This is a genomic window from Pseudomonas sp. URIL14HWK12:I12 (assembly GCF_003097135.1).
In the GTDB taxonomy this organism is placed as follows: Bacteria; Pseudomonadota; Gammaproteobacteria; order Pseudomonadales; family Pseudomonadaceae; genus Aquipseudomonas.
This window is the reverse complement of record NZ_QEQL01000001.1, coordinates 1221637-1242140: the sequence shown is the minus strand read 5'-3', so window position 1 is coordinate 1242140 and position 20504 is coordinate 1221637. Positions and strand designations below refer to the sequence as shown.

The 20504-nt window shown below is 59.0% G+C and carries 18 protein-coding genes, 1 tRNA gene and 1 pseudogene; 9 read left to right on the top strand and 11 right to left on the bottom strand.

Annotation, left to right across the window (positions count from 1 at the left end; all coding sequences use genetic code 11):
* The first annotated feature begins 1 nt into the window (after position 1).
* The 4 genes from bamC to F474_RS05780 all read left to right on the top strand — a co-directional run bounded on the left by bamC (position 2) and on the right by F474_RS05780 (position 2910).
* Positions 2-1120 carry an outer membrane protein assembly factor BamC gene (gene bamC / locus F474_RS05795; protein WP_097083499.1) on the top strand — a complete coding sequence of 373 codons (1119 nt, stop codon included), beginning with the start codon at positions 2-4 and terminating at the stop codon, positions 1118-1120.
* Positions 1121-1879 (top strand): MBL fold metallo-hydrolase, encoded by a 759-nt coding sequence (locus F474_RS05790; protein ID WP_097083500.1) that lies wholly within the window; start codon positions 1121-1123, stop codon positions 1877-1879. It abuts the gene before it with no gap.
* A gap of 27 nt (positions 1880-1906) precedes the next feature.
* Positions 1907-2617, top strand: a complete 711-nt coding sequence (purC, locus tag F474_RS05785; RefSeq protein WP_097083501.1) for a phosphoribosylaminoimidazolesuccinocarboxamide synthase — start codon at positions 1907-1909, stop codon at positions 2615-2617.
* A gap of 203 nt (positions 2618-2820) precedes the next feature.
* A tRNA-Ser gene (locus tag F474_RS05780) sits at positions 2821-2910 on the top strand.
* A 325-nt stretch (positions 2911-3235) separates the two neighbouring features.
* Here F474_RS05780 and F474_RS23200 read toward each other — a convergent pair.
* The 4 genes and pseudogenes from F474_RS23200 to F474_RS05765 form a co-directional block, all read right to left on the bottom strand.
* On the bottom strand, positions 3236-3778 hold the full coding sequence (locus tag F474_RS23200) for a toll/interleukin-1 receptor domain-containing protein (RefSeq protein ID WP_371919426.1): 543 nt from the start codon (positions 3776-3778) through the stop codon (positions 3236-3238).
* Between the two features lie 983 nt (positions 3779-4761).
* A complete protein-coding gene (locus F474_RS22535) occupies positions 4762-6201 on the bottom strand; it encodes a hypothetical protein (protein WP_125483367.1) in 1440 nt (479 codons plus the stop codon).
* A 227-nt stretch (positions 6202-6428) separates the two neighbouring features.
* Positions 6429-6689 (bottom strand): hypothetical protein, encoded by a 261-nt coding sequence (locus tag F474_RS05770; protein WP_176510710.1) that lies wholly within the window; start codon positions 6687-6689, stop codon positions 6429-6431.
* A gap of 94 nt (positions 6690-6783) precedes the next feature.
* Positions 6784-6888, bottom strand: a pseudogene (locus tag F474_RS05765) (transposase domain-containing protein); the annotation flags it as partial.
* 252 nt (positions 6889-7140) lie between these two features.
* Here F474_RS05765 and F474_RS05755 point away from each other — a divergent pair.
* Positions 7141-8043, top strand: a complete 903-nt coding sequence (locus F474_RS05755) for a LysR family transcriptional regulator (RefSeq protein WP_097083503.1) — start codon at positions 7141-7143, stop codon at positions 8041-8043.
* Positions 8044-8172: 129 nt separating this feature from the next.
* Here F474_RS05755 and F474_RS05750 read toward each other — a convergent pair whose 3' ends face one another.
* From F474_RS05750 to argE, 4 genes are all read right to left on the bottom strand, one after another.
* On the bottom strand, positions 8173-8613 hold the full coding sequence (locus F474_RS05750) for a GFA family protein (RefSeq protein ID WP_097083504.1): 441 nt from the start codon (positions 8611-8613) through the stop codon (positions 8173-8175).
* 352 nt (positions 8614-8965) lie between these two features.
* The gene (locus tag F474_RS05745) at positions 8966-10207 is read right to left on the bottom strand and encodes an MFS transporter (protein WP_097083505.1); all 1242 of its coding nucleotides are present in this window, start codon (positions 10205-10207) and stop codon (positions 8966-8968) included.
* A gap of 20 nt (positions 10208-10227) precedes the next feature.
* Positions 10228-11592: an MmgE/PrpD family protein gene (locus F474_RS05740; RefSeq protein WP_097083506.1), complete on the bottom strand. Its 1365-nt coding sequence runs from the start codon at positions 11590-11592 to the stop codon at positions 10228-10230.
* Positions 11583-12776, bottom strand: coding sequence for an acetylornithine deacetylase (gene argE / locus F474_RS05735; RefSeq protein WP_097083507.1), 1194 nt, complete (start codon positions 12774-12776; stop codon positions 11583-11585). The genes F474_RS05740 and argE overlap by 10 nt, the downstream gene beginning before the upstream one ends.
* A gap of 195 nt (positions 12777-12971) precedes the next feature.
* Between argE and F474_RS05730 the strand changes: the two genes are divergently transcribed.
* A complete protein-coding gene (locus F474_RS05730) occupies positions 12972-14369 on the top strand; it encodes a PLP-dependent aminotransferase family protein (protein WP_097083508.1) in 1398 nt (465 codons plus the stop codon).
* On the opposite strand, the gene F474_RS05725 is transcribed toward F474_RS05730, so the two are convergent.
* Together F474_RS05725 and F474_RS05720 are read right to left on the bottom strand one after the other, a co-directional pair.
* Positions 14352-14615 (bottom strand): hypothetical protein, encoded by a 264-nt coding sequence (locus F474_RS05725; RefSeq protein ID WP_097083509.1) that lies wholly within the window; start codon positions 14613-14615, stop codon positions 14352-14354. The genes F474_RS05730 and F474_RS05725 overlap by 18 nt on opposite strands.
* A gap of 56 nt (positions 14616-14671) precedes the next feature.
* Complete coding sequence (locus tag F474_RS05720) at positions 14672-15349, bottom strand: DsbA family protein (protein WP_097083510.1); 678 nt, start codon at positions 15347-15349, stop codon at positions 14672-14674.
* A 100-nt stretch (positions 15350-15449) separates the two neighbouring features.
* Between F474_RS05720 and F474_RS05715 the strand changes: the two genes are divergently transcribed.
* Positions 15450-16334, top strand: coding sequence for a LysR family transcriptional regulator (locus F474_RS05715; RefSeq protein WP_097083511.1), 885 nt, complete (start codon positions 15450-15452; stop codon positions 16332-16334).
* A 96-nt stretch (positions 16335-16430) separates the two neighbouring features.
* Here F474_RS05715 and F474_RS05710 read toward each other — a convergent pair whose 3' ends face one another.
* Positions 16431-17354, bottom strand: a complete 924-nt coding sequence (locus F474_RS05710) for a LysR substrate-binding domain-containing protein (RefSeq protein WP_097083512.1) — start codon at positions 17352-17354, stop codon at positions 16431-16433.
* 218 nt (positions 17355-17572) lie between these two features.
* Here F474_RS05710 and F474_RS05705 point away from each other — a divergent pair, with 218 nt between their 5' ends.
* Together F474_RS05705 and F474_RS05700 are read left to right on the top strand one after the other, a co-directional pair.
* A complete protein-coding gene (locus tag F474_RS05705) occupies positions 17573-18880 on the top strand; it encodes a dicarboxylate/amino acid:cation symporter (RefSeq protein WP_097083513.1) in 1308 nt (435 codons plus the stop codon).
* Positions 18877-20349 (top strand): aspartate/glutamate racemase family protein, encoded by a 1473-nt coding sequence (locus tag F474_RS05700; protein WP_097083514.1) that lies wholly within the window; start codon positions 18877-18879, stop codon positions 20347-20349. The genes F474_RS05705 and F474_RS05700 overlap by 4 nt, the downstream gene beginning before the upstream one ends.
* Positions 20350-20504 lie beyond the last annotated feature (155 nt).

Sequence of the window (20504 nt, the reverse complement as noted above, 5' to 3'; positions counted from 1 at the left end):
CATGAAGCGTTTGGCAGGTCTCTCCGCCCTGGCGGTCATCATTTCCAGCACCAGTGGCTGTGGCTGGCTGTGGGGCGAACACGGTTACTTCCGTGACCGCGGCAACGATTACCTGGATGCGCGCCAGACCGCGCCGATGGAGGTCCCTGCGGACATCCAGGCGACCAAGCGCCTGGACCCACTGCTGCCGATCCCGCGCAACGTTGCCGACAGCAACGCCGACAAAAGCTTCTCGGTGCCGCGCCCGCAGCGCCTCGAAGCCGTCGCCGACAGCAGCACCTACACCCTGCAGCGCAGTGCTGGCTCCAGCTGGATCCTGGCCCAGACCCCGCCGGCCGAAGCCTGGCCAGTGGCGCATCAGTTCTTCGAAAACAATGGTTTCCGGATCGTTGACGACCGCCCGACCACCGGTGAATTCTCCACCGCCTGGCAGCCGCTCGATCAATTGGCCGGGGCACTGGCCGAGCGCTTGAAAGGCTCGGCACAGAACCCATCCGACGAAGTGCGGGTGCATGTGCGCATCGAGCCAGGTGTGGCACGCAACAGCAGCGAAATCTACCTCTCCAGCGTTGAGCGCCCAGCGGGCAGCAGCGCCGACGTGGCCTTCCCGTCGCGCCCCGCGGCCAATGGCATGGACGCAGCGCTGGTCGACCAAATGCTCGCCAGCCTCACCCGCGACGCCGAGAAGGGCGGGTCGGTCTCGCTGGTGGCCGCGCGCGACTACGACGCCCCCAGCCGTGTGAGCCTGAGCGAAGACGGCAGCGGCAACCCGGTGCTCACCGTCGGCGCCGACCTCGATCGCGCCTGGAGCAGCGTGGGCCGCGCGCTCGACCACGGCCAGTGGCGCGTCGAGGACGTCAACCGCAGCCTGGGCCTGTACTACATCAACCTGGCGGAAAAACCGGGCAACCCTGAAGACAACAAGCCTGGCTTCTTCGGGCGCCTGTTCGGCCACACGCCGAGCAAGGAAGAGCTCGAAGCCCGCGCAGAGCGCTATCAGGTGCGCTTGAGCAAGGTAGGCGACGGCGTCGAGGTCACGGTCGAGAAAAACATCAACACCGTCGCTCCGGCAGACGTCGCACGCCGTGTGTTGAGTGTGATTCAGGACAACCTGGGCTAAGTGCGCTTCGCTGTTCTTGGAAGCGGGAGCCAGGGAAATGGCACGCTGGTCGCTCAGGGCAACACCCTGGTGCTGGTCGACTGTGGCTTTTCGCTGAAGGAAACCGAGCGCCGCCTGGCCCTGCTGGGCGTGCATGCCCGGCAGCTGAGTGCGGTGCTGCTGACCCACGAGCACGCCGATCATGTGCATGGCGTAGCGCTACTGGCCAAGCGTTACGGCGTGCCGGTGTACCTGAGTGAGGGCACGGCGAGTGGGCTGCGCAAACCGGTGCCTGCCACGCGCCATGTGCGCTGTGGCGACCACTTCGATATCGGCGAGCTGCGGGTGGGCGTGGTGGGTGTGGCCCATGACGCCCGCGAGCCCACCCAGTACGTGTTCAGCAACGGGCAGCGCCGCTTCGGCCTGTTGACCGACCTCGGCTCCTATTGCAGCCGGGTGCTCAAGCATTACGAAGGCCTCGACGCATTGATGATCGAGGCCAATCACTGTCGCGACCTGCTAGCGGCCGGGCCATATCCCTGGTTCCTCAAACAGCGCGTGGGTGGCGACAGAGGCCATTTGAACAACCACCAGGCCGCCGGCCTGGTGGCCGAGCTCGGTTGGCAAGGCCTGCAACATCTGGTGCTGGCCCACCTGAGCAGCAAGAACAACCAGCCCCGGCTGGCCCTCGACCGGTTCACCAGCACCTTGGGGTGCGACCCGGCCTGGCCACAGGTGGCTGACCAAGCTTTTGGGCTAGACTGGCGCGAGATCGCCTGAGCCCCCACATCCTTGAGCGGAGCCATCATGGAAAAACGCGAAGAACTCTACCGCGGCAAGGCCAAGTCGGTTTACAAGACCGACGATGCCGACCGCCTGATCCTGCTGTTTCGCAACGACACTTCGGCGTTCGACGGCAAACGCATCGAGCAGCTCGATCGAAAGGGCATGGTGAACAACAAGTTCAATGCCTTCATCATGCAAAAGCTCGAAGAAGCTGGCGTACCGACCCAGTTCGACCGGCTGCTGGGCGACAACGAAGCGTTGGTGAAAAAGCTCGAGATGATCCCGGTCGAATGCGTAGTACGCAACTACGCCGCCGGCAGCCTGGTCAAGCGCCTGGGTGTGGAGGAGGGCTTGCAGCTCTCGCCGTCCACCTTCGAGTTGTTCCTGAAAGATGACGCCAAGGGCGACCCTTTCATCAACGAATCCCACGTCATTGCCTTTGGGTGGGCGAGCGCCGAAAACCTTGCGACCATGAAAGCCCTGTCGCTGAAGGTCAATGAAGTGCTGAGCAAGCTGTTCGACGACGCAGGCCTGCTGCTGGTGGACTTCAAGCTCGAATTCGGCCTGTTCCACGGCCAGATCGTGCTGGGCGACGAATTCAGCCCCGACGGCTGCCGCCTGTGGGACAAAGAAACACGCAAGAAGATGGACAAGGACCGCTTCCGCCAGGGCCTGGGCGATGTGATCGAGGCCTACGAAGAAGTGGCTGCGCGCCTGGGCGTGCCGCTCTGATCTAAAGCCGCTTCACTGGGCCGCTGCAACGGGAAGACCGCTCGCTGCGCGACGGGCGGTCTTTGACACCCCGCCGCGCGGGGGCACAGCGCTCCTGCGTCATTGTCTACAGCTGGACCACACGCAACCACCTGATCCCTTTCGGGTTTTTTTGAAAAAAGGGTTTGGTGGTTGGGCAATGTGCTGGTATGATGCGCGCCATTGGAGAGATGCCGGAGTGGTCGAACGGGACGGATTCGAAATCCGTTGTACTGGCAACAGTACCTAGGGTTCAAATCCCTATCTCTCCGCCATATAAATCAAGGGTTTATAGAAAATAAATCCTTGGGTGTAAAAAGCGGGAAAGTGTGTTGATCCCTCTATGATCCCTCAAAAAAAGCCCAGCCATAGAGCTGGGCTTTTTCGTGTTTGGTAGATTTTGACGCTAAGTGAAACGCGTCTTAGAGATCATCCGTGGCCTGTGGGCTACTGCCCCTGCGGATGTCTAGGCCGGAGCTTGGTAGGCATCCTAATCGACTTGAACTGGTTCACCGCCCGCAGCCCTCGTCAGCCTCTCCCTAACATGGCGGTCATCCTCATTCTGGAGGGGGCGTCAGTCGGACGGCTATGTCAAAAAAATTACAGATAGGGATTCAGGCCTAACGGTGGAATAGGGGTCGGAACATTGTGTAGGTCTCGTATGAGCGTTTCGAGCTGAGCTGCGTAGTTTGGGCCAGGAGCTAGATCATAACGAAGACGACCGCTTAGCTCAGGAGGCACCTGCGTCTGATATCCTGATTGGCGTACTATCGGGATGAATTTGTTAGAGCCAACATCTCTCATCAGTTCCCCAGTGACCATAGTGTGCTCATATCCTACTCCGCCTTGTCTTGCGACGGCGCGTTGGTAGTACCCCTCGGTGCAGATGACCAGCACCCTATCCGCTTCTCTAAGAGAGCGATCCATGAACGCTGCAAGATCTTCTCCCCCTCGAACGTGCCATTGATCAAGGATGGCGTCTATCCCATTCGAGCGCAGTGTTGCTGCCAGATGAGCAACCCATTGACGATGCTCAGGTGAATCCCAAGAGTAAGAAACGAAAACCTTTGGCGGCCTTGGCTGGGGTAGGAGTCGAGCATTCCCTGAGAGGTTGTGCTCTGCTAGAACGGTGGGGAGGTCCACATCCTTGAGGGCCCAATGCGTGCGGCAATGCTCGAGATTACGCGTATTAATATCTAGGTTCCCGTAGATCGTAGTGAGTACGTCGTGCGGAATCGGCGGAATATGCGGATCTATCGCCAGGGTGATTCTGAGCGCATTCTGCAATTGCTGAATTTCGGTTACGCGGCCAACCCGTGCTGGCTGGCGGCGGAACTCTTCGTAAGCAAAAAGTGCAGGTATTTGTCTGAGATACTGAAGGGTGTCTGGACTGAGGGTTTGATACGTTTCTCTAATCGCTGGCACGGTGTGTTCGAGAAACCGGCTCCTTTCAATTGTCCAGGTAGGATTGTTCCAGTCATTTTAGCCGGCTGTCATCAACAGATTGTACATGCAGGACATCCTTGGCCATAGGTAGGTGAGGGTAGGGTTCTTTACTCAAGGCAGCTGAAGTCGAGCGTCACTTTGGTACTGAACTGTGACTTTCTCCAGCCATTATAGAGCTGTGTAATCGCATTCGAGATCATCGGCCAGTAGCATCGGATTCTACCGCCAAATTTTCTGCCCGAGAGCGGCGCTAGCCAAGCTTTCGTGTATGCCTCACGGGCATTTCAAACGAATGATCGTTGGCATGGGTAGGGGGTAAGCCTGCATCGTATCCATACAGCTCGCTGCGCGAGAATTCCCCAAGTGGGGCTGGGTTTGGGGGCGGGTTAGGCGTATGTGGCCTCACAGGCGCTGCTAGGTAGTTCATGCGATGTCTGGAGGGCCTTGCATTCAGCTCCAGCAAACACGCTTATGATTCTGCTTGCGCCTGACCCGTCGAGAGTCTATTCGGTTCGAACGCCTGCAAGATTAGTGCAGGCGAATTGACTCTCGAAACCCGCGGGATTTTCAGCGAAGCTGCTGCTTTGTAATTTGCACCCTAGTGAGGGGAGGCGACTTTCAAAAAATGGGGTTCTAGTGGGACATTCAATGCCGCATGGCCTAGCACACCTAGCCTCGACTTAAGTGCAGCAGCATGTGCAGTGGCGGAAGCATGTGGGAGCTGGGGTTATGGAAAGGGAGAACCATCTGTTCCGCCTCTCGCCGTGCCCACACCAGCATTCCTTTCGAGCGTCAGTTCGGGAAATTGTCCAGCCTAGTTCTTCAGCTTCCTCGATGGTGTCGGCCGACGGAATTTGCGAATAGCTGCCTTGATGAGTTGAGAACACCATATATCGATAAGTATCATTGTGAGCGCCCGGCGCCGGGATCGAGTTAGGTGTCACTCGGCCACCGTGGTGAGGTGCCACAATCCCTCCAAGGTTGCGTTTGTACCGCGAGCCGATAGACGTGTAGTCCGCATCCCCACAAAGCAGCACGCGTTGGTAGTAGGGGCTTTGGGGGTTTTCAACCAACATGCCCAAAGCCGAGTTGTTGCGCAGGTATTTCGAGTCGTGCGTGCCGGGTGCTGGATTGCAGGTGAATAAAACGCAAGCACCCCAATTAGCCTGTGTTCTGGTCGAGGGCCAGAAATTCAATGCAGGACTGCCATCGCGCAAAATCGTCTTCTGCAACTGATATAGAAGGTGTGCGTGGCTGATGCCCAGCTGCATCGCCTGTGACGGTCGACGCATGATCCATGGGCGCTCTAGCACGTGGTCGCGGTAGGTTACTTCAGTCCTCCAGAAGCCTCGTGTATCCCTGGTAGGGCGACCTGAGGCATAAGCATAACCCCAATGGTCCCAGTCCAGATGCGAAAGGAATACAGGGGATGGGTTATATGGATCGTCCCCGTCCAATGGGTCGAAATCCCGGCAAATCGGTGCTGATTTTCTCTTAGCGCTGATCGGCCATCCGAAATCGAAGAAAGCTTTGGGGTTACAGTTATCATCGATAATGGCACACATGTTGGCCTGACCAACATCGTATACGGCTACGAATACATCGTTCACATCAGCTTTTTGAGCTGCCAAGCTCTCTACTGCTTTGCTCGGGTAATGGCGGCATTCGGTAACACGCTTTAGTGCTTTCAAATCACTTGTGTCAGGTTGCCATGAGTTAATTTTCACATAGAGGGTAGTAGGAGCGAACTCTGTCTCGTCTTGATAAAATTCAAGTGCTGTAGCTTTAAAAAAACCTTCTCCAGCATTTGAACTTTCTGCGACAGTAATAGAGCACCACCCACGGCCTCTAATTACACGTTCAAAGTATGGCTTGGGGATTTCTGCTTCCATCAGCAGGAAGCTCAATGCATAGTTCGGCTCACTTAGAATCTCCCTGGATCTGGCGTGATGCAGGAAAGGCAAAATTTGCGTGGGGATGGCGTCGAAGGCCACCGTGCAGTAATTGGCCTCTGCTTGATCATCAACCTCATCACGTAGCTCTATGGAGCACAAATACTCGACGCTCTCAAGGTGTTCTGATGTCGGAACCTGTGTATTCAGAGTTTTAGACTCACTCAAGGGCGGCATTCCATTGCTTGGGGGAGGGAGTAGCAGTATCATCATACTGCCATCATTGGCAGCCGGTTCGACGTGTCAGCACCTTTCTCAATGCTTAAAGGCGCATCGTAAGGGGCCGGCGAACACGCCTTCCGAGCCTGGTCGATAAGGGTATTTGAGTCCGCGTAGGCGGGCACTATCGCCACAAGCGACGGTATCCAGATTGTGTGCTGTGCGGACGGTTACGTTCATTCATAGATCTTGCCGCAGTACAGAAAAGCCGCAAACTGTTGCCAGGAATTAGATGGCTGAAGCCCTTGGCTGATACCGAACTCACTATCTTCCGCCCAAGCAATGGCGCTTTCCAAGAACCCCTCTATTGTATTGTTCTGCCAATCCATGCCGTTTGGAGAGGTTGCAGCCCTGTTTGCCATCAGTGCACGGGCAAAACGTAAGAAGGTTTGATCGTCATTGACCTGATCTAGAAGATCGTGAAGTTCCACTGTCATTTATCCTTTAAGCCAGAGCTAGAGAATCCTGAGAGAGCCGTATTCAAGCTGATCCAGGACGTTCCTATCCAACGGAACATCATATCTTGCTTAATTAAACCGGGTGCCACTTATGCGGCAGCAACTGATCGATTTCACTCGCCCGCTGCGTCGGCAGGCGCGTGAGCACGTCCTTCAAGTAAGCATACGGATCATGCCCGGTAGCCATCTCGCAGATAAAGGTCGTGTGGGTTAAGGCTGGCCGCATGGACGCGGATCAGCACTTCGCCAGCCTGAGCGACAGGTCTGGGTGCATCCTCATAACAGAGCGCCTCCGGCCCGCCAAATTCGTGGATTCGTACCGCTTTCATTGAGTCAGTCATTGCAGCCTCGTTCATCTCGACAGGGATGATTGAGGTTAATCAGCAGCCGCCAGATTGATAATGCTGCCTGAAGTCGTTTAAATGATGCCATGAAGGAACCAATCGGCTTCGAGCGGCTGAGCGGCATGATCGCGTTTGCCCGGGCGGGCTCCCTGGGGAGCTACCGGGCGGCGGCGCGTTCGTTGTCCATTTCGCCCTCGGCAATCAGCAAAAGCATTCAACGCCTGGAGCGCCATTTCGGCGTGTCGCTGTTCACCCGTACCACGCGCTCTTTGACCCTCACACTCGAAGGCCGTGAGATTCATGCGCGCGTATTACAGCTGTTGATTCAGGCAGAAGAGATCGAGCAGGTAGCAAGATCGGCACGGGCCGAGCCCGCCGGAATTTTACGAATTGCGGCGTCACTGCCTATCGGCTTGCATATGATCGCACCCGCCATCGCCGACTTTCGTATGCGTCACCCGAAGGTGCTGATCGACCTTCGAATAAGCGACACGATCGTAGACTTGGCCGGCGAAGGCATCGATCTTGCGATCAGGATCGGCGAGCTTCCAGACTCATCCCTCTTATCCCGCCGGCTCCCGCCGTATACGCTGTGTTGCTACGCCTCCCCAGCCTACCTGGAGAGATGTGGCACGCCTTGCCACCCTGATGAATTAGTGGCGCACGAAACGGTAAACCTGCGTTATCAAAGTACCGGCCAGACCTTGCGTTGGCCGTTTCGTATTGGCAACAAGGAGATCGAGATAGTGCCGCCGTCACCCGTGGTGGTTGATGCGAGCGAGGCAGTGTTGGCGGCCGTGGCAGCGGGGGCAGGTATAGGCATGGCGGCGAGTTTCATGGCTGCTCCGTGGGTGAAGCGGCAAGCGCTGGTTCCGGTTCTCTCGGAGTTCGCGGTACAGAGGCAAAACATCACTGCCCTCTGGCCGGAGGGTCGTCATACGCGCCCTGCGGTGCGCGCCTTTCTGGATAGGTTGATCGACTGTCACTGATAGGGTGATGCAGGGCGGCACAACCCTGAGCGGCCGGTGCATCGCCCTATGCCAGGAGCGCGCGTTGTAGTGATTAGCCAGCCCGCACACAGGGGCGAGTCTCTACCCGCCATGCAATGATGTAGCCGGCTATGAGCTCATTTCGTATCGCAGCCAACCTGCGAGCGTTACACCGCCGCCAACGCGATCTTTGGGATGGCTTCGGCCTTCGTAGACGGGCAACTCAGGAAAGTCGAATGGGCTCATCCCTTCGATACAGGCGACGTTGACCCCATATTGGGTCGGGGTGGAGCGGCGCTGGTGGAAGGTGTAGATGCCACATTTCGAGCAGAAATAGTGTTTAGCTTCGTGTGTGTTGAATTGATAGAGGGTGAGCGCCTCTGCCCCCTGGGTGATCGTGATGTCGCTCAGGTTGGCTGACACCGCCACGGCGCCCCGCATGCGGCAGAGCGAACAGTTGCACCTACGCGCCGTACGCAAGCCATCGGCCAGGCACACGGAAAAGCGCACCGTTCCACAGTGGCAAGCTGCCTGGTGAATACGGCGATCATCGTTCTTTTCATCGGTCATAGTGTTCTCTGAAAAGACAAGCTGGATGCTAAAAAGAGCCTGGCCTCGGAGTGGGCTAACGAAACCTGTATTCCCGCAGGGGCCCACCCACATCGGCGCCGGCTCATCCTGGTAAGGCTTTGCCGATCATACCTCGCTCGGCGCCTGTATGAATCATCGGCACGCAATAGGCGCAAAAAGACCGCTGCCGAGCCAGCGGCGCTGTGTATCGCCCGTAAGCGACAGGCGGGCGAGGAGGTGTGATTTGACGGTGGCCCGAGTTGCCAGTACCAGAGCCGAAGCTTTTGCTATCGGCCATGGCGCTACGGATACCCCCGCCGTGGCCAGGCGAACTGTTGGCTCGGTGCCAGGTTCAATGAACCCCCGCCGGGGCTGCCCGCCAGAAGAACGCTGTCAGCAGCGCGCAGGCTCCAGACAACACCAGGAAACCGAAAGCCAGGCCAAACGAGCCTTGGCCTATGCTTACCAGCCCGCCAATCACCATGGGGCCAATGCCCGCAGCCACCTGGCCACCGAAATTGATGATGCCCGACGCGGTGCCCACCGAATCGTCCGGCAGGTGCTTGAGTGGAATGGCGAACACGGTACCGTAGATCGCGGTATAGCCGACCAGGCTCAGTGTCCAGCAGGTCAGGAGCCAGGGCAGGGAATCGACGAACATCATCAAGCCAAGAAACAGAATGACCGTGGCCGCGCCGAGGCTCATGAACAGGCGCTCTCGGCCGTCGCCGACCTTGTCGAGCAGCCACCCCACGCCATTGAGTGCAGCGAAGGCGACCAGGTATGGGATCGACGACGCCACCCCAACGTGCAAGATATCAATGTCACGCGTCTTCATGAGAAAGGTGGGCATCCATGAGATCAGCCCGATGTAAACGATATTGCTGAAGAAGAAAATCAGCGTGGTTTTGCGCAGAAGGGCGTGGCGAAATAATCGGGTGAACAACCCTCGGGGCCGGTCAGTGCCCTTGCGCGGGGCAGAGGGTTTTACGGCGAACCACAACGCCAAGGCCACTACCACGCCGATGCCCCCGAACACATGGTAGGCGAAGCGCCAGCCATGCGCGTGCATCAAGGCGGCAATCGCGCCGGTGCCTACCGCGCTTCCAATGAACGATGCACCGATGATCAACGATTTGGCACGGGCCCGCTGGGCGCGTGGGAAGGCCTCGGCGATGGTAACGGTACTGGCGGGGGCAAAACCGCCCTCGCCGAGCCCGAACAACAGGCGTATGGCGATCAGCGCGAACAATGATCCGGCCATGCCGGTGAGGCTGGTGAACACTGACCAGCACCCGACACAGAACACCAGCACCGCGCGCGAGCCGAAACGGTCGGCCAGCCAACCGGCCGCCAGTTGCATCGCTGCATAACTGATGTAAAAAGACCCCAGCACCAAGCCTGCGGCCTTTGCGTCCAGATCGAATTCCTGAGTGATGGGGATGATTGCCACGCTCATCGCCATGCGGTCAGCATTGGCCAGTATCCAGGACACCAGCAAAGTGATCAGTACGAAAACCTTGTGGCCTCGGCCGTAGGCTGACGCAGCGGGAGGTAGGGATGACGTAGGGTTGTTTTCCTTGGTCGTGGTCATGTCGATATCCGTTGGATGGCTCAAGGCTGCAGGCGCAGGCGGGTGGTGATCGGGCTCAGGGTAGGGAGGCCAGAGAAACCGCTGAGCGCCTCGAACAATGGGCGTATGGCCTGATCGTCAAGGTTGCCGGTGGCGCAGTCGTTGAATTTGCGCCACTGTTCCTCGGCGGTGAGCGGGTTGCGTGAGCAGCCCTTGGGGTAGGTCCAGCACGTATCCAGCACCCGTTCATCGTCGAGGGTGATCCTTGCCATGCAGTCGCCCCCCCAGGGCAATGCCGCCACTTCCGGTGTCGTCGCACGCACGTGGCGGTGAACGCGCGGCATCAGGTGCTGGATGTCCTGGCGTGCCAGGGCCTGTGCTGAGAAATGCGCCATCTGCGGCGCGCCCTCGAGTAGGGTGACCGCCGCGCAATAATTCATGCTGAAACGGGCCTCGCTGGGGGTCTGCGGGCACGGGTAGCGCAGGTTCGCCACCATGAACGCGGGTAGGTGCACGTCCACCCGTTCAATCCGTGCCACCTCGAAACCGCCACGGCGGCGCAGTTCGAGCAAGGCGTCGATACCCAGATGGCTGGACATGCACGAGGGGTAAAGCTTGGCCACCAGCCCATACGTTTCGATGGCCAGGGGCACCTCTGGAAAGAGCTGTGGCAGGGGCGAGCCAGCCTGGCCCTGGCCAGCAAACAATTCGGCGAACGACCAGGTGCCCAGCAGCGTGTCCTGCGCGCCAGTGATGCCGGCGGCCGCTAGCCGTGCCGCCATGATTCCGTGCATGGCCGCAAAACCGGCGTGTAGTGGCTTGACCATCGAACCGAACTGGCATTTGCTACCCCCGGCCAGGCTCGTGGCCACGCTCAGCGCCTGCCCAATACCGTCGGTGTCTAGCTGCATCAACACTGCGCAAGCGGCGGCTACCCCAATGGTCCCGATAGTCGATGTGGCGTGCCAGCCTGCGGCGTAGTGAGAGGGATTGACTTGCTTGCCGATCTGCGCCTCCACCTCCAGCCCCACGATGTAAGCGCGTACCACATCAGCTGGCGTCGCCTCGATTTCCTCGCCCAACGCCAGCAGGGCAGGCACCAGCGAGGCGCTGGCGTGCGTCACCGCCGGAAAGAAGTTGTCGTCGAAGTCCAGTGCATGGGCGGCGCAACCGTTGATCAGCGCGGCCCATGTCGCGCCTATTGGCGCGGCATGGGTTACCGCACTGGCGCTGCCGCCTTCGAAGGGAAACGCCTGGCTGGCGTTGACCACTGCGGCGTCCCGGCGGCCGCCAAGCAGGCAGCCCACGACGTCGGTGATCGCCGTCTGCGCTGCACGCACTGCCGAATCAGGGAACGTCAATGTCCGGTCGGCGCACCACTGCGCCAGTTGTAGATTCAAGGACATGCCGTGGCCTCCACGCTGGATGCAGTCACATACCGGTCGAAGAAAGACTCGCAACGCGCCAATTGGTCGAGCGTGATGAATTCGTCCGGTTTGTGAGCCTGGGCGATATCCCCCGGCCCGCAGATGACGGCGGGTATGCCTGCCGCGGCGAACAGCCCTGCCTCGGTGCCGAAGCCCACCTTACGTGCGCCCTCTGCCCCGAGGATGCGCATCGCTCTGGCAACCGGCTCGTCGTCGAGCGTTCCGTTCAAGCCTGGGTAGGAAGCCAGCGGCTCGAAACGGATTTGTCCGCGCGCACCTTCGGCCTGCATCTGAGGGAGGAGCACGCGCTTGACATAGCCATTGAGCTCCTCGATCACCCGTTGCGGTGGGTCGCCCGGCAGAAAGCGGTGCTCGAACACGAACTCGCAGTGTTCCGGCACGGTGTTTACCGCTATTCCTCCCTTGATCGTCGTGGTCGTCAGCGTTGAATAGGGCACGTCGTAGGCTGTGTCCCATGCATTGCCGGTGCGAAGCCCGGCGGCGATCTCACGTATCTTGACGATCAACTCGGCAGCGAAGTCCACCGCGTTGATCCCTCGCGAAGGGGAAGAGGAGTGCGCTGAAAGGCCTTGCACACAGCATCGGTAAGCGCGCTTACCCTTATGCGCCATCACCGGCTGCATCGACGTGGGCTCTCCCACGATGCAGGCAACGGGCGCTATACCATGAGCCTTGAGGTCGTCCAGCAGCCCTCCCACGCCAAGGCAGCCGAGCTCTTCGTCATAGGACAGCGCTAGATGCACCGGTCGTTTCAGATCGGCATTGGCGAAGTGCGGCAAGCGCGACAAGCACACGGCGATGAAGCCTTTCATGTCACAAGTGCCACGGCCATAAAGGCGGCCCTCTCGAAGGGTTGCGACGAATGGATCGGTCTGCCACGCCTGGCCGTCGACCGGCACAACATCGGTGTGCCCGGAAAATACCGTTCCAAAGCCAGGCGCCTCCCCATAGGTGGCGAACAGGTTGGCTTTGTTACGCGTAGCGTCGTAGGTCAGGCGCACCTGTGCGCCCAGCTGCTGCAGGTAGTCGCGGGTCCATTCGATCAGGCCGAGGTTCGAATCCCGGCTCACGGTGTTGAACGCTATCAGTTGCCTGAGCAGCTTCAGCGTTTGCTCGGTGGGGTGTTGCGATGTCTGTTGCATGGGCGATTCCGCAAGTGGCAGAAATAAAACCGCCCGTCAGCGCGACGCTGCCGGATCTGTACCGGTAACTGCCTGGCGGGCCGCTGTGTTGGCCGAACCATGCTAGGCTGGGCACCGCGCGTGCCGCGAGGTACAGATATCTCGATGTTCACTGTCGCTGTATTGGTGGGTAACCAGTACAGATGAGGGGATCCAATGGCGTTGATTCGGTTGTCCAGCGGTTTGAAGGTTTCTTTGGTGGAGCAGATCACCGAAGGGATTTCGCGGCTGATCGACCAAGGCACTCTGCGCCCGGGTACTCGCATGACCTCGATTCGGATGTTCGCCCGCCAGCATCAGGTCAGCGCCCATACCGTCACTGAAGCATTCGAACGGCTGGTAGCATTGGGGCACCTGGAGTCGCGCCCGCGCAGTGGTTTCTTCATCAAGCGCCCGCGCCGTACGGCGCTCTGCGAGCCGTCACAGCATTCGTTTGCCAAGGCATTCGATCACCTGTGGCAGTTGCGAGCGCACCTGGCCAATGACGACGGCTTGCTAAACGTCAGTTCCGGCCGTTTGCCCGCGCAATGGCTGGACAGTGAAATCCTTCGAGTCAGCCTCAAATCAGCCGCCAGCCGGCTGGATTCGGACCTGATGCAATACGGGGATCCCTATGGCTATCTGCCGTTGCGCAACCTGTTGCAGGCGCGGCTGAGTGACCTGGGCATACATACCCCGCCAGGCCAGTTGTTACTGACCGATGGCGCTACCCAGGCCGTGGACTTGATCCTGCGCTATCTGGTGAGGCCGGGCGAGGCGGTGCTGGTGGATGATCCCGGCTATTTCAACCTGTTCAGCAACCTGCAACTGCAGGGGATAGAGGCACTGCCTGTCGCCCGCACGCCCGATGGCCCGGACCTGTCGCAGGTCGAAGCACTGGCCCGGGCGCACCGCCCTACGGTGATGTTCACTCAATCGGTGCTCCACACGCCCACCGGCTCGACCCTTGCCCCTGGCCATGCCCACCGCCTGCTGCGCCTTGCAGAGAAGTACGAGTTTCGGATAGTCGAAAACGACACCTACGCCGACTTCCTCGATGTACCGGCCACCCGCATCGCCACCCTGGACCAACTGCAGCGGGTCATCTATCTCGGGAGTTTTTCCAAGACCTTGTCGGCCGCCGCCCGTGTAGGCTTCGTCGCCGCGGCGGACGACGTCATTCGCGACCTTTGCAGCCTCAAAATGATCACCGGTATTACCAGCAGCCAGCTCAACGAACGCCTTGTTTTTCACGCACTCACCGAAGGGCATTACCGGCGTGCGATCGAGCGGCTGCGCACGCGCCTGGCAGAGCGGATGGCAACCACCGAGGCGTTATTGGAAGGTATGGGCTTTGAATTGTTCTGCAGGCCGCTGGGCGGCAAATTCGTTTGGGCCCGTCATCCAGCCTACGCCAGCTCCGATGAAATCTGGCGCCGCGCCGCCGCAGCCGGCCTGGTCCTCGCACCGGGTAAGGTGTTTCGCAGCGGAATGCCGGAAACGCCTTGGTTCCGGCTGAACGTGTGTCACGGGCAGGAGCCGGCGCTGGTGGCGTTCTTACATTCGCTGGGATAGCGCCGCGCGCTCCACACTCCCTGAGAGGGCATATGCAGAGCCGCCCATGTAGGTAGGCGAGCCATAGATAATGGCATTCTGCTGGGCCAGCACCTCGAAGCTGCCCTCGGGAAGATCACCGTGCTCATCGATGCGCAGCATAGTGACGTGAGCCCCTGCCACCGAGGCTGCCCCGCGCTGTACGGCTCCAGCTTGCTTGGCGGTCTGGCCGTAGCCAATGAAATAGCCGATAGCTACTGTGATCATGGCGTGGCCTCTGCCTGCTTGCGGGAGTGTATGCAGTAGTGCTGGGGCCGGTCGGGTCAGGCTGCCGATTGCTGAAGCTGTTCGATCAGCGCGATCAAACGGCTTGGGTCACCGTAGAGATCCATGCCACTGATGGGATGCACCTTCTCGTCGATCTCGACCAGAAGCAGCGGTACGCCACTTGCACCTACCTTTTGCATAAGCGCCTGGGCTTGTTCGATTCGAGAGGCCGTATCCTGGGCCACCTGCTCTTGGCCTGTGATAAGCGCATGAAGGTCTCCTGCGCTCACCGGGTGATGCTCATGGGCCAGAAAGTCGGCGGTCAATGTGGTCACGACCTCGGCAGAGGAGGTATCGAGCCCGTCAACGTAGCGCGCCGATTGGAACTTGCCGTATAGCCTGGGCTCGAGCGTTTTGTCGAGGTTTCGAACTGTCGTCAGTGCTCGGCTCATTGGCGTCGAGTCGAAGCGTAGGGAGCCGTGCCCCAGAATGCGCTCGAAGTAGGCAGGTGTGAACGGTTGCCCCGTCAGGGAAGCGATGCGCAGGTCGTTGGAGCGGGCGTGCTGAGCAAATTCAGGTGTGATGCGCCTGGCACCCGCGCCGGCAAACAGCCCGGTAGGGCGCATTTCAAGTTTGTCAGGGTAACGCTCTGCCAAGGTGCTCAATGCCCCTGCGCTGGCGTAGCACCAACCACACAATGGGTCGAACAGGTAGTCCAATTTCAAATCGGCCATTTATCTCGGCTCCGTGCAACATCGATGACGCAAGATTATTAGATAGGCTCGTGAAGTAATAGGCGTCTAAAATTGACGCTTTGTTGCATGGAACGAAGCAATGGATCGGATCACGGCGGCTCAGGTTTTCATCGAAACCGTTGCACGCGGTAGCATGTCGGCTGCGGCGGATCACCTTGGCATTTCCCGCGCGATGGCTTCTCGGTATATCGCCACCGTCGAAGAATGGGCCGGCACAAGGCTGCTGCATCGCACGACTCGAAAGCTCAGCCTGACCGCAGCAGGGGAGCAGATCGTTCCAGTTTGCAAGGAATTGCTCGCCTTGGCCCTGGACATGGAGCTCACCGGGTCATTGCTCGACGGCAGCCCCAAGGGATTGTTGAGGGTGGCCGCCACTTCGATTCTGTCCGAATACCGTCTCACCGATGCCATCGTTGATTTTTTGGCGAAGTACCCGGCGATGGCGGTCGACCTTCAAGTGGCAGATCGAACGGTCAACCTGGCAGAAGATGGCATCGACCTTGCCATCCGCATTACCAACACGCCCGACCCGCAACTCATTGCCAGGAAGCTAGGGGAATGCGCATCGGTTATCTGCGCCAGCCCTCGCTATCTGGGCAGCCGGGGCGCCCCAGCGCATGTCCGGGACCTGGCCGCACACAACTGCCTCACTTACGCTCATTTTGGTAACAATGTCTGGCGATTCACCTCGGCTCAGGGCACTGACGAGGTAGCAGTGCGGGGAAGCCTCAGCACCAATGAGGCACTGGTGTTGAAGCGGGCGACGGTACAAGGCGCTGGCGTGGCGATGCTGCCAAGATTTGCGGTTTCCGAAGAGCTGAAGGCTGGAGTGCTTGTGGACGTGTTGCCCGGTTTCGAGGCACAGAAATTGGGTGTGTTCGCCATGTACCTCTCTCGCCTGCGCATGCCCCCATCGCTGCGGGTGTTGATCGATCATCTTGTTGAACATCTGGACATGGCTTAACGCAACAATCGGCCAAGGGGCTACTGCTGGCGGGCGCTGGGTGAATATGCGATGTGGGGGTCAGCAACGGTGGGCCACTGCAAACCGAGGCGGTGGCTACTCGATGGCAGGCTGCAGAACAGCACTCTGTTCAAGCGTTTTCCAAAGCCTGCGCATGGTTGGGTTTTGGTTGGCATGAGCGCAATAGGAACGGATTTCAAGATTGGCCGCCCATTCCTCCCCCCCGGCTCTCACCAGCGACCCGCGGCTCAATTCTTCCGCCGCTGCGCTTTCCGGAAGCCATGCGATGCCGTGCCCCTCGACCGCCATGCGCATGAGCAGCATCGCCATATCGGCTTCGTAGCAACGTTCCAAGTGCGCTCGCACACCACTTTTTCGGATGGCCAGGTCGGCCACTCGGCCGAGGAAGGTCGTCGCGGTATAGGCCAGGTAGGGGAGCGAGCCGCCTGGCGTTCCAGGCAGTGAGTATCGGGGGCGGGCATTTTTGCCGGGCGCGCAAAGCGGGATGAACGCATCATGGCCCAGGGTGAGGCTGCCGAACCGCGACGGATCTAGCACGATGGGCGCCAGGGGATGATGGTAAACGATCATCAAGTCGCAGCTTCCTTCCTCCAAAGCGATAACGGCATCGTGGATATTGGCCGCTACCACCCGGGCATTGAAGCCTTCGTCATGAGCATGAAATTGAGACAGCCATTTTGGCAGGAACGTCATGGACAGGCTGTGCGCGGCGGTGACCTGGATAGACTGGCCAGGCATTCTGTCACCCGCCCGTAGCGTCGCCCTCAGCTTGAGCAAACCCGTCATCAATTCCCGGCTTTCGTCGAAAAACGCCCGGCCGGCGGCCGTGAGCTGGACGGGGTAGGTACCTCTATTGACCAGCTCTACCCCTACCCATTCCTCCAACGATCTGATTCTTCGCGAAAGTGCAGATTGAGTAATGCAGCGCGCCTCGGCCGCCCGAGAGAAGTTTTTCAGTTCTGCTATGGCTTGTAGATCGTCTAACCATTTGATTTGCATAGCGCAGCCTCCAAGGCCATAAGGCTAAATGCTATCTATCTTTTAACACGGCATAGAGGCGCTCCAAAAACTATTCCAAAAGCGCATAACCTCAGCCGGATTACTCATCATCCTAGCAGGGCCCCGCCCGTATTATTCCTTCAGAACCAGCGCCGGGCTCACTATCGGACGCGGTGAAAGTGCCTGCCACAACGATAAAAACCACTGAGGATATTCATGTGAAAAAGAGTCACCTTCCCCGTCGTATTGCCGCGGGCATCGCTCTGGGCGTGCTGGTCGGTTGGGCGTGCCACCATTTCGCAGGGAGCGAGCAGAACGCGAAGGAAATAGCCTCTTACTTTTCGATGATCACCGACATTTTTCTGCGGATGATCAAAATGATCATTGCGCCGCTGGTGTTTGCAACTTTAGTGGGTGGCATCGCAAGCATGGGCAGCTCCAAGTCGGTCGGCCGGATAGGCGCCAGGGCGATGCTTTGGTTCGTCACCGCCTCGGTGGTTTCACTTCTTATCGGGATGGGCCTGGTTAATCTGTTTCAACCCGGGGCGGGCCTGAATCTGGTGGCTGCTCCGCACGCTGCCACAGCGGCCGTAGACACCGGCGGCTTCACCGTGAAGGCATTCATTAGCCACGTCTTTCCACGCAGCATTGCGGAGGCGATGGCCAATAACGAAATTCTGCAAATCGTGGTCTTCTCGTTGTTCTTCGGGTTTGCACTCGCCGCCGTGAAGCGTGCTGGCTTTACCCGGATCACTGAGACCGTCGACGAATTGGCCAAGGTCATGTTCCGAATTACCGATTACGTCATGGCCTTTGCACCCCTGGGTGTGTTCGCCGCCATGGCGTCGGCGATCACTACGCAGGGCCTGGGCCTTCTGGTGGATTACGGGAAGTTGGTGGGCGAGTTCTACATCGGCATCCTGCTACTGTGGGGCGTGCTGTTCGCGGTCGGTTATGGCTTTTTGGGGCGTTCGGTCTTTACCCTGGGCAAGCTCATTCGCGAGCCGGTGTTGTTGGCATTCTCGACGGCCAGTAGTGAGTCGGCCTATCCCAAAACAATGGAGGCACTGGAGCAGTTTGGTTCGCCGAAAAAAGTGTCGAGCTTCGTACTCCCCCTGGGTTATTCATTCAACCTCGATGGGTCGATGATGTATCAGGCGTTTGCCATCATCTTCATCGCTCAGGCCTACAATATCGACCTGAGCTTCACTCAGCAGCTGTTGATCCTCCTCACATTGATGATCACCAGTAAGGGAATGGCCGGGGTTGCACGGGCTTCGGTCGTCGTTGTTGCCGCCACGCTTCCGATGTTCAATCTGCCTGAGGCAGGGCTGCTTCTGATCATCGGTATCGATCAGTTCCTGGACATGGCGCGTACTGCCACCAACGTTGTGGGCAACAGCATCGCTACCGCGGTGGTCTCCAGATCGGAGCCCGAAGAAGGTGGGGAGGCTCATCCGGCGCGCAGCGCTTCAGTGGGCACGCATGCCGCCACGCAGGCTGAACCGACCGTTCAGGGGGCATGAAGTTGAACAGCACAAGTGGCACGAAGGCTGTGGCGCCTTGCGTACAAAAGCTGGGCATCGTAGGGGGCTTGGGCGCCCTGGCCGGTGGGGACTTGTTTTACAAGTTGATCAAATCCAGGGCTGTGCTGGAGGACCAAGGTCGGTACCACTTTTTGTTCGAGCAACATCCTTTCAAAGATGTATTGCTCCCACTGGATGCGGGAGCCAGCATGACTTCACGAAAGTTCTACGTCTATGAGGTGTGCAGCTCCTTTGAGCACAGCGGTGTGGACGCCATCTTGCTGCCTTGCTTTGCAAGCCATACGTTCAGGGATGAGATTCAGGAGCAGGTGCAGATCCCTGTTCTGGATATGATGCAGGCGCTGGTTGAGCATGTGCAGTACACGGTCGAGCCGGGCACTTCGCTGGGTGTAATCGCGTCGGACTACGTTCGCAGCTCTGGGCTGTTTGAACGTTATTTCAAAGGGGACTACCCAGTGGTCTACCTTGAGGCCGAGGCTCAGGCTGCGCTGATGGAAGCGATGTACGGTTTGAATGGCATTAAAGATGGCCACCTGGAAGGCGTGGCCCTGGAAAGGGTCTATCACGCTTGCCTGTCACTTCAGGATAAAGGCGCCACTGTCATTGTGCCGGGCATGACAGAGCTTTCCCTTGTCGCTACAGATCTTCAGCGCCGGGGTATCAGGGTGCTGGATATCAACGAGATCTATGCAGCTTTCGCGACCCGCCAGAGTGCCGAACCTGTACCCCCTCCTTTCAAGCTAGGCATAGTCGGCGGCGTGGGGCCTGCAGCCACTGTAGATTTCATGGCCAAGGTGGTCGCTAATACCCCTGCGGGAAAGGACCAGGACCATATCAAGATGGTGGTGGAGCAAAACCCGCAGATCCCGGACCGTACCGCCAACCTGCTACGGCAGGAGGCGGACCCGACGATGGCGATGTACGCAACGTGCAAAAGGCTGGAGAGCAGCGGTGCTCAGGCCATTGCGATACCGTGCAACACCGCCCACGCGTTCGTCGAACGTATTCAGCCCCACCTGAGAGTACCTATCGTGAACATGCTCGGCGAAACCATCGATTGGATCGTCGAGAGGTATGGGGCCGGGAAGATCGTAGGGCTGCTGGCAACCTCCGGTACGCTTCAAAGCCGGGTTTACCATGAGGCCGCTCGGTATTCCGGCTTGCAGATAATCTCCCCCGGCATCGAGTATCAGTCACTGGTCATGGAGGCTATTTATGGCCCCAGAGGGATCAAGGCGGGGTTTACCACCGGCGTGTGTAAAGAGCAGCTAGTGGTGGCTGCCCAGCACCTGTGCGAGGCTGGCGCAGAGGTCATCATTCTGGGGTGCACAGAACTGCCTTTGGTGTTGGCTCATGCTCAAGCCTATGAAATCGAACGGCATACGGTCGCTTTGGTCGACCCCACCACGATCCTTGCGCAGCGTTGTGTCGAGCTTGCTCGGGCATAGGGCTGCGCCCATAGCGGTCTGTGGAGATCAAGCGACCGCCCAGCACGCGTTGTGGCCCCCTTATCTGGTATCGCCTCATCCTGGGTGATTCGGATAGGATTGCGAGGCGCCATCGCAGCACCGCCTATTGCTATTCACCGTCGCATAGTTGCTGT

Coding starts and splice junctions, on each gene's coding strand:
- bamC (WP_097083499.1), top strand. CDS start 2: ATGAAGCGTTTGGCAGGTCTCTCCGCCCTGGCGGTCATCATTTCCAGC.
- purC (WP_097083501.1), top strand. CDS start 1,907: ATGGAAAAACGCGAAGAACTCTACCGCGGCAAGGCCAAGTCGGTTTAC.
- F474_RS05770 (WP_176510710.1), bottom strand. CDS start 6,689: ATGACAGTGGAACTTCACGATCTTCTAGATCAGGTCAATGACGATCAA.
- F474_RS05755 (WP_097083503.1), top strand. CDS start 7,141: ATGAAGGAACCAATCGGCTTCGAGCGGCTGAGCGGCATGATCGCGTTT.
- F474_RS05750 (WP_097083504.1), bottom strand. CDS start 8,613: ATGACCGATGAAAAGAACGATGATCGCCGTATTCACCAGGCAGCTTGC.
- F474_RS05745 (WP_097083505.1), bottom strand. CDS start 10,207: ATGACCACGACCAAGGAAAACAACCCTACGTCATCCCTACCTCCCGCT.
- F474_RS05740 (WP_097083506.1), bottom strand. CDS start 11,592: ATGTCCTTGAATCTACAACTGGCGCAGTGGTGCGCCGACCGGACATTG.
- argE (WP_097083507.1), bottom strand. CDS start 12,776: ATGCAACAGACATCGCAACACCCCACCGAGCAAACGCTGAAGCTGCTC.
- F474_RS05730 (WP_097083508.1), top strand. CDS start 12,972: ATGGCGTTGATTCGGTTGTCCAGCGGTTTGAAGGTTTCTTTGGTGGAG.
- F474_RS05725 (WP_097083509.1), bottom strand. CDS start 14,615: ATGATCACAGTAGCTATCGGCTATTTCATTGGCTACGGCCAGACCGCC.
- F474_RS05720 (WP_097083510.1), bottom strand. CDS start 15,349: ATGGCCGATTTGAAATTGGACTACCTGTTCGACCCATTGTGTGGTTGG.
- F474_RS05715 (WP_097083511.1), top strand. CDS start 15,450: ATGGATCGGATCACGGCGGCTCAGGTTTTCATCGAAACCGTTGCACGC.
- F474_RS05710 (WP_097083512.1), bottom strand. CDS start 17,354: ATGCAAATCAAATGGTTAGACGATCTACAAGCCATAGCAGAACTGAAA.
- F474_RS05700 (WP_097083514.1), top strand. CDS start 18,877: ATGAAGTTGAACAGCACAAGTGGCACGAAGGCTGTGGCGCCTTGCGTA.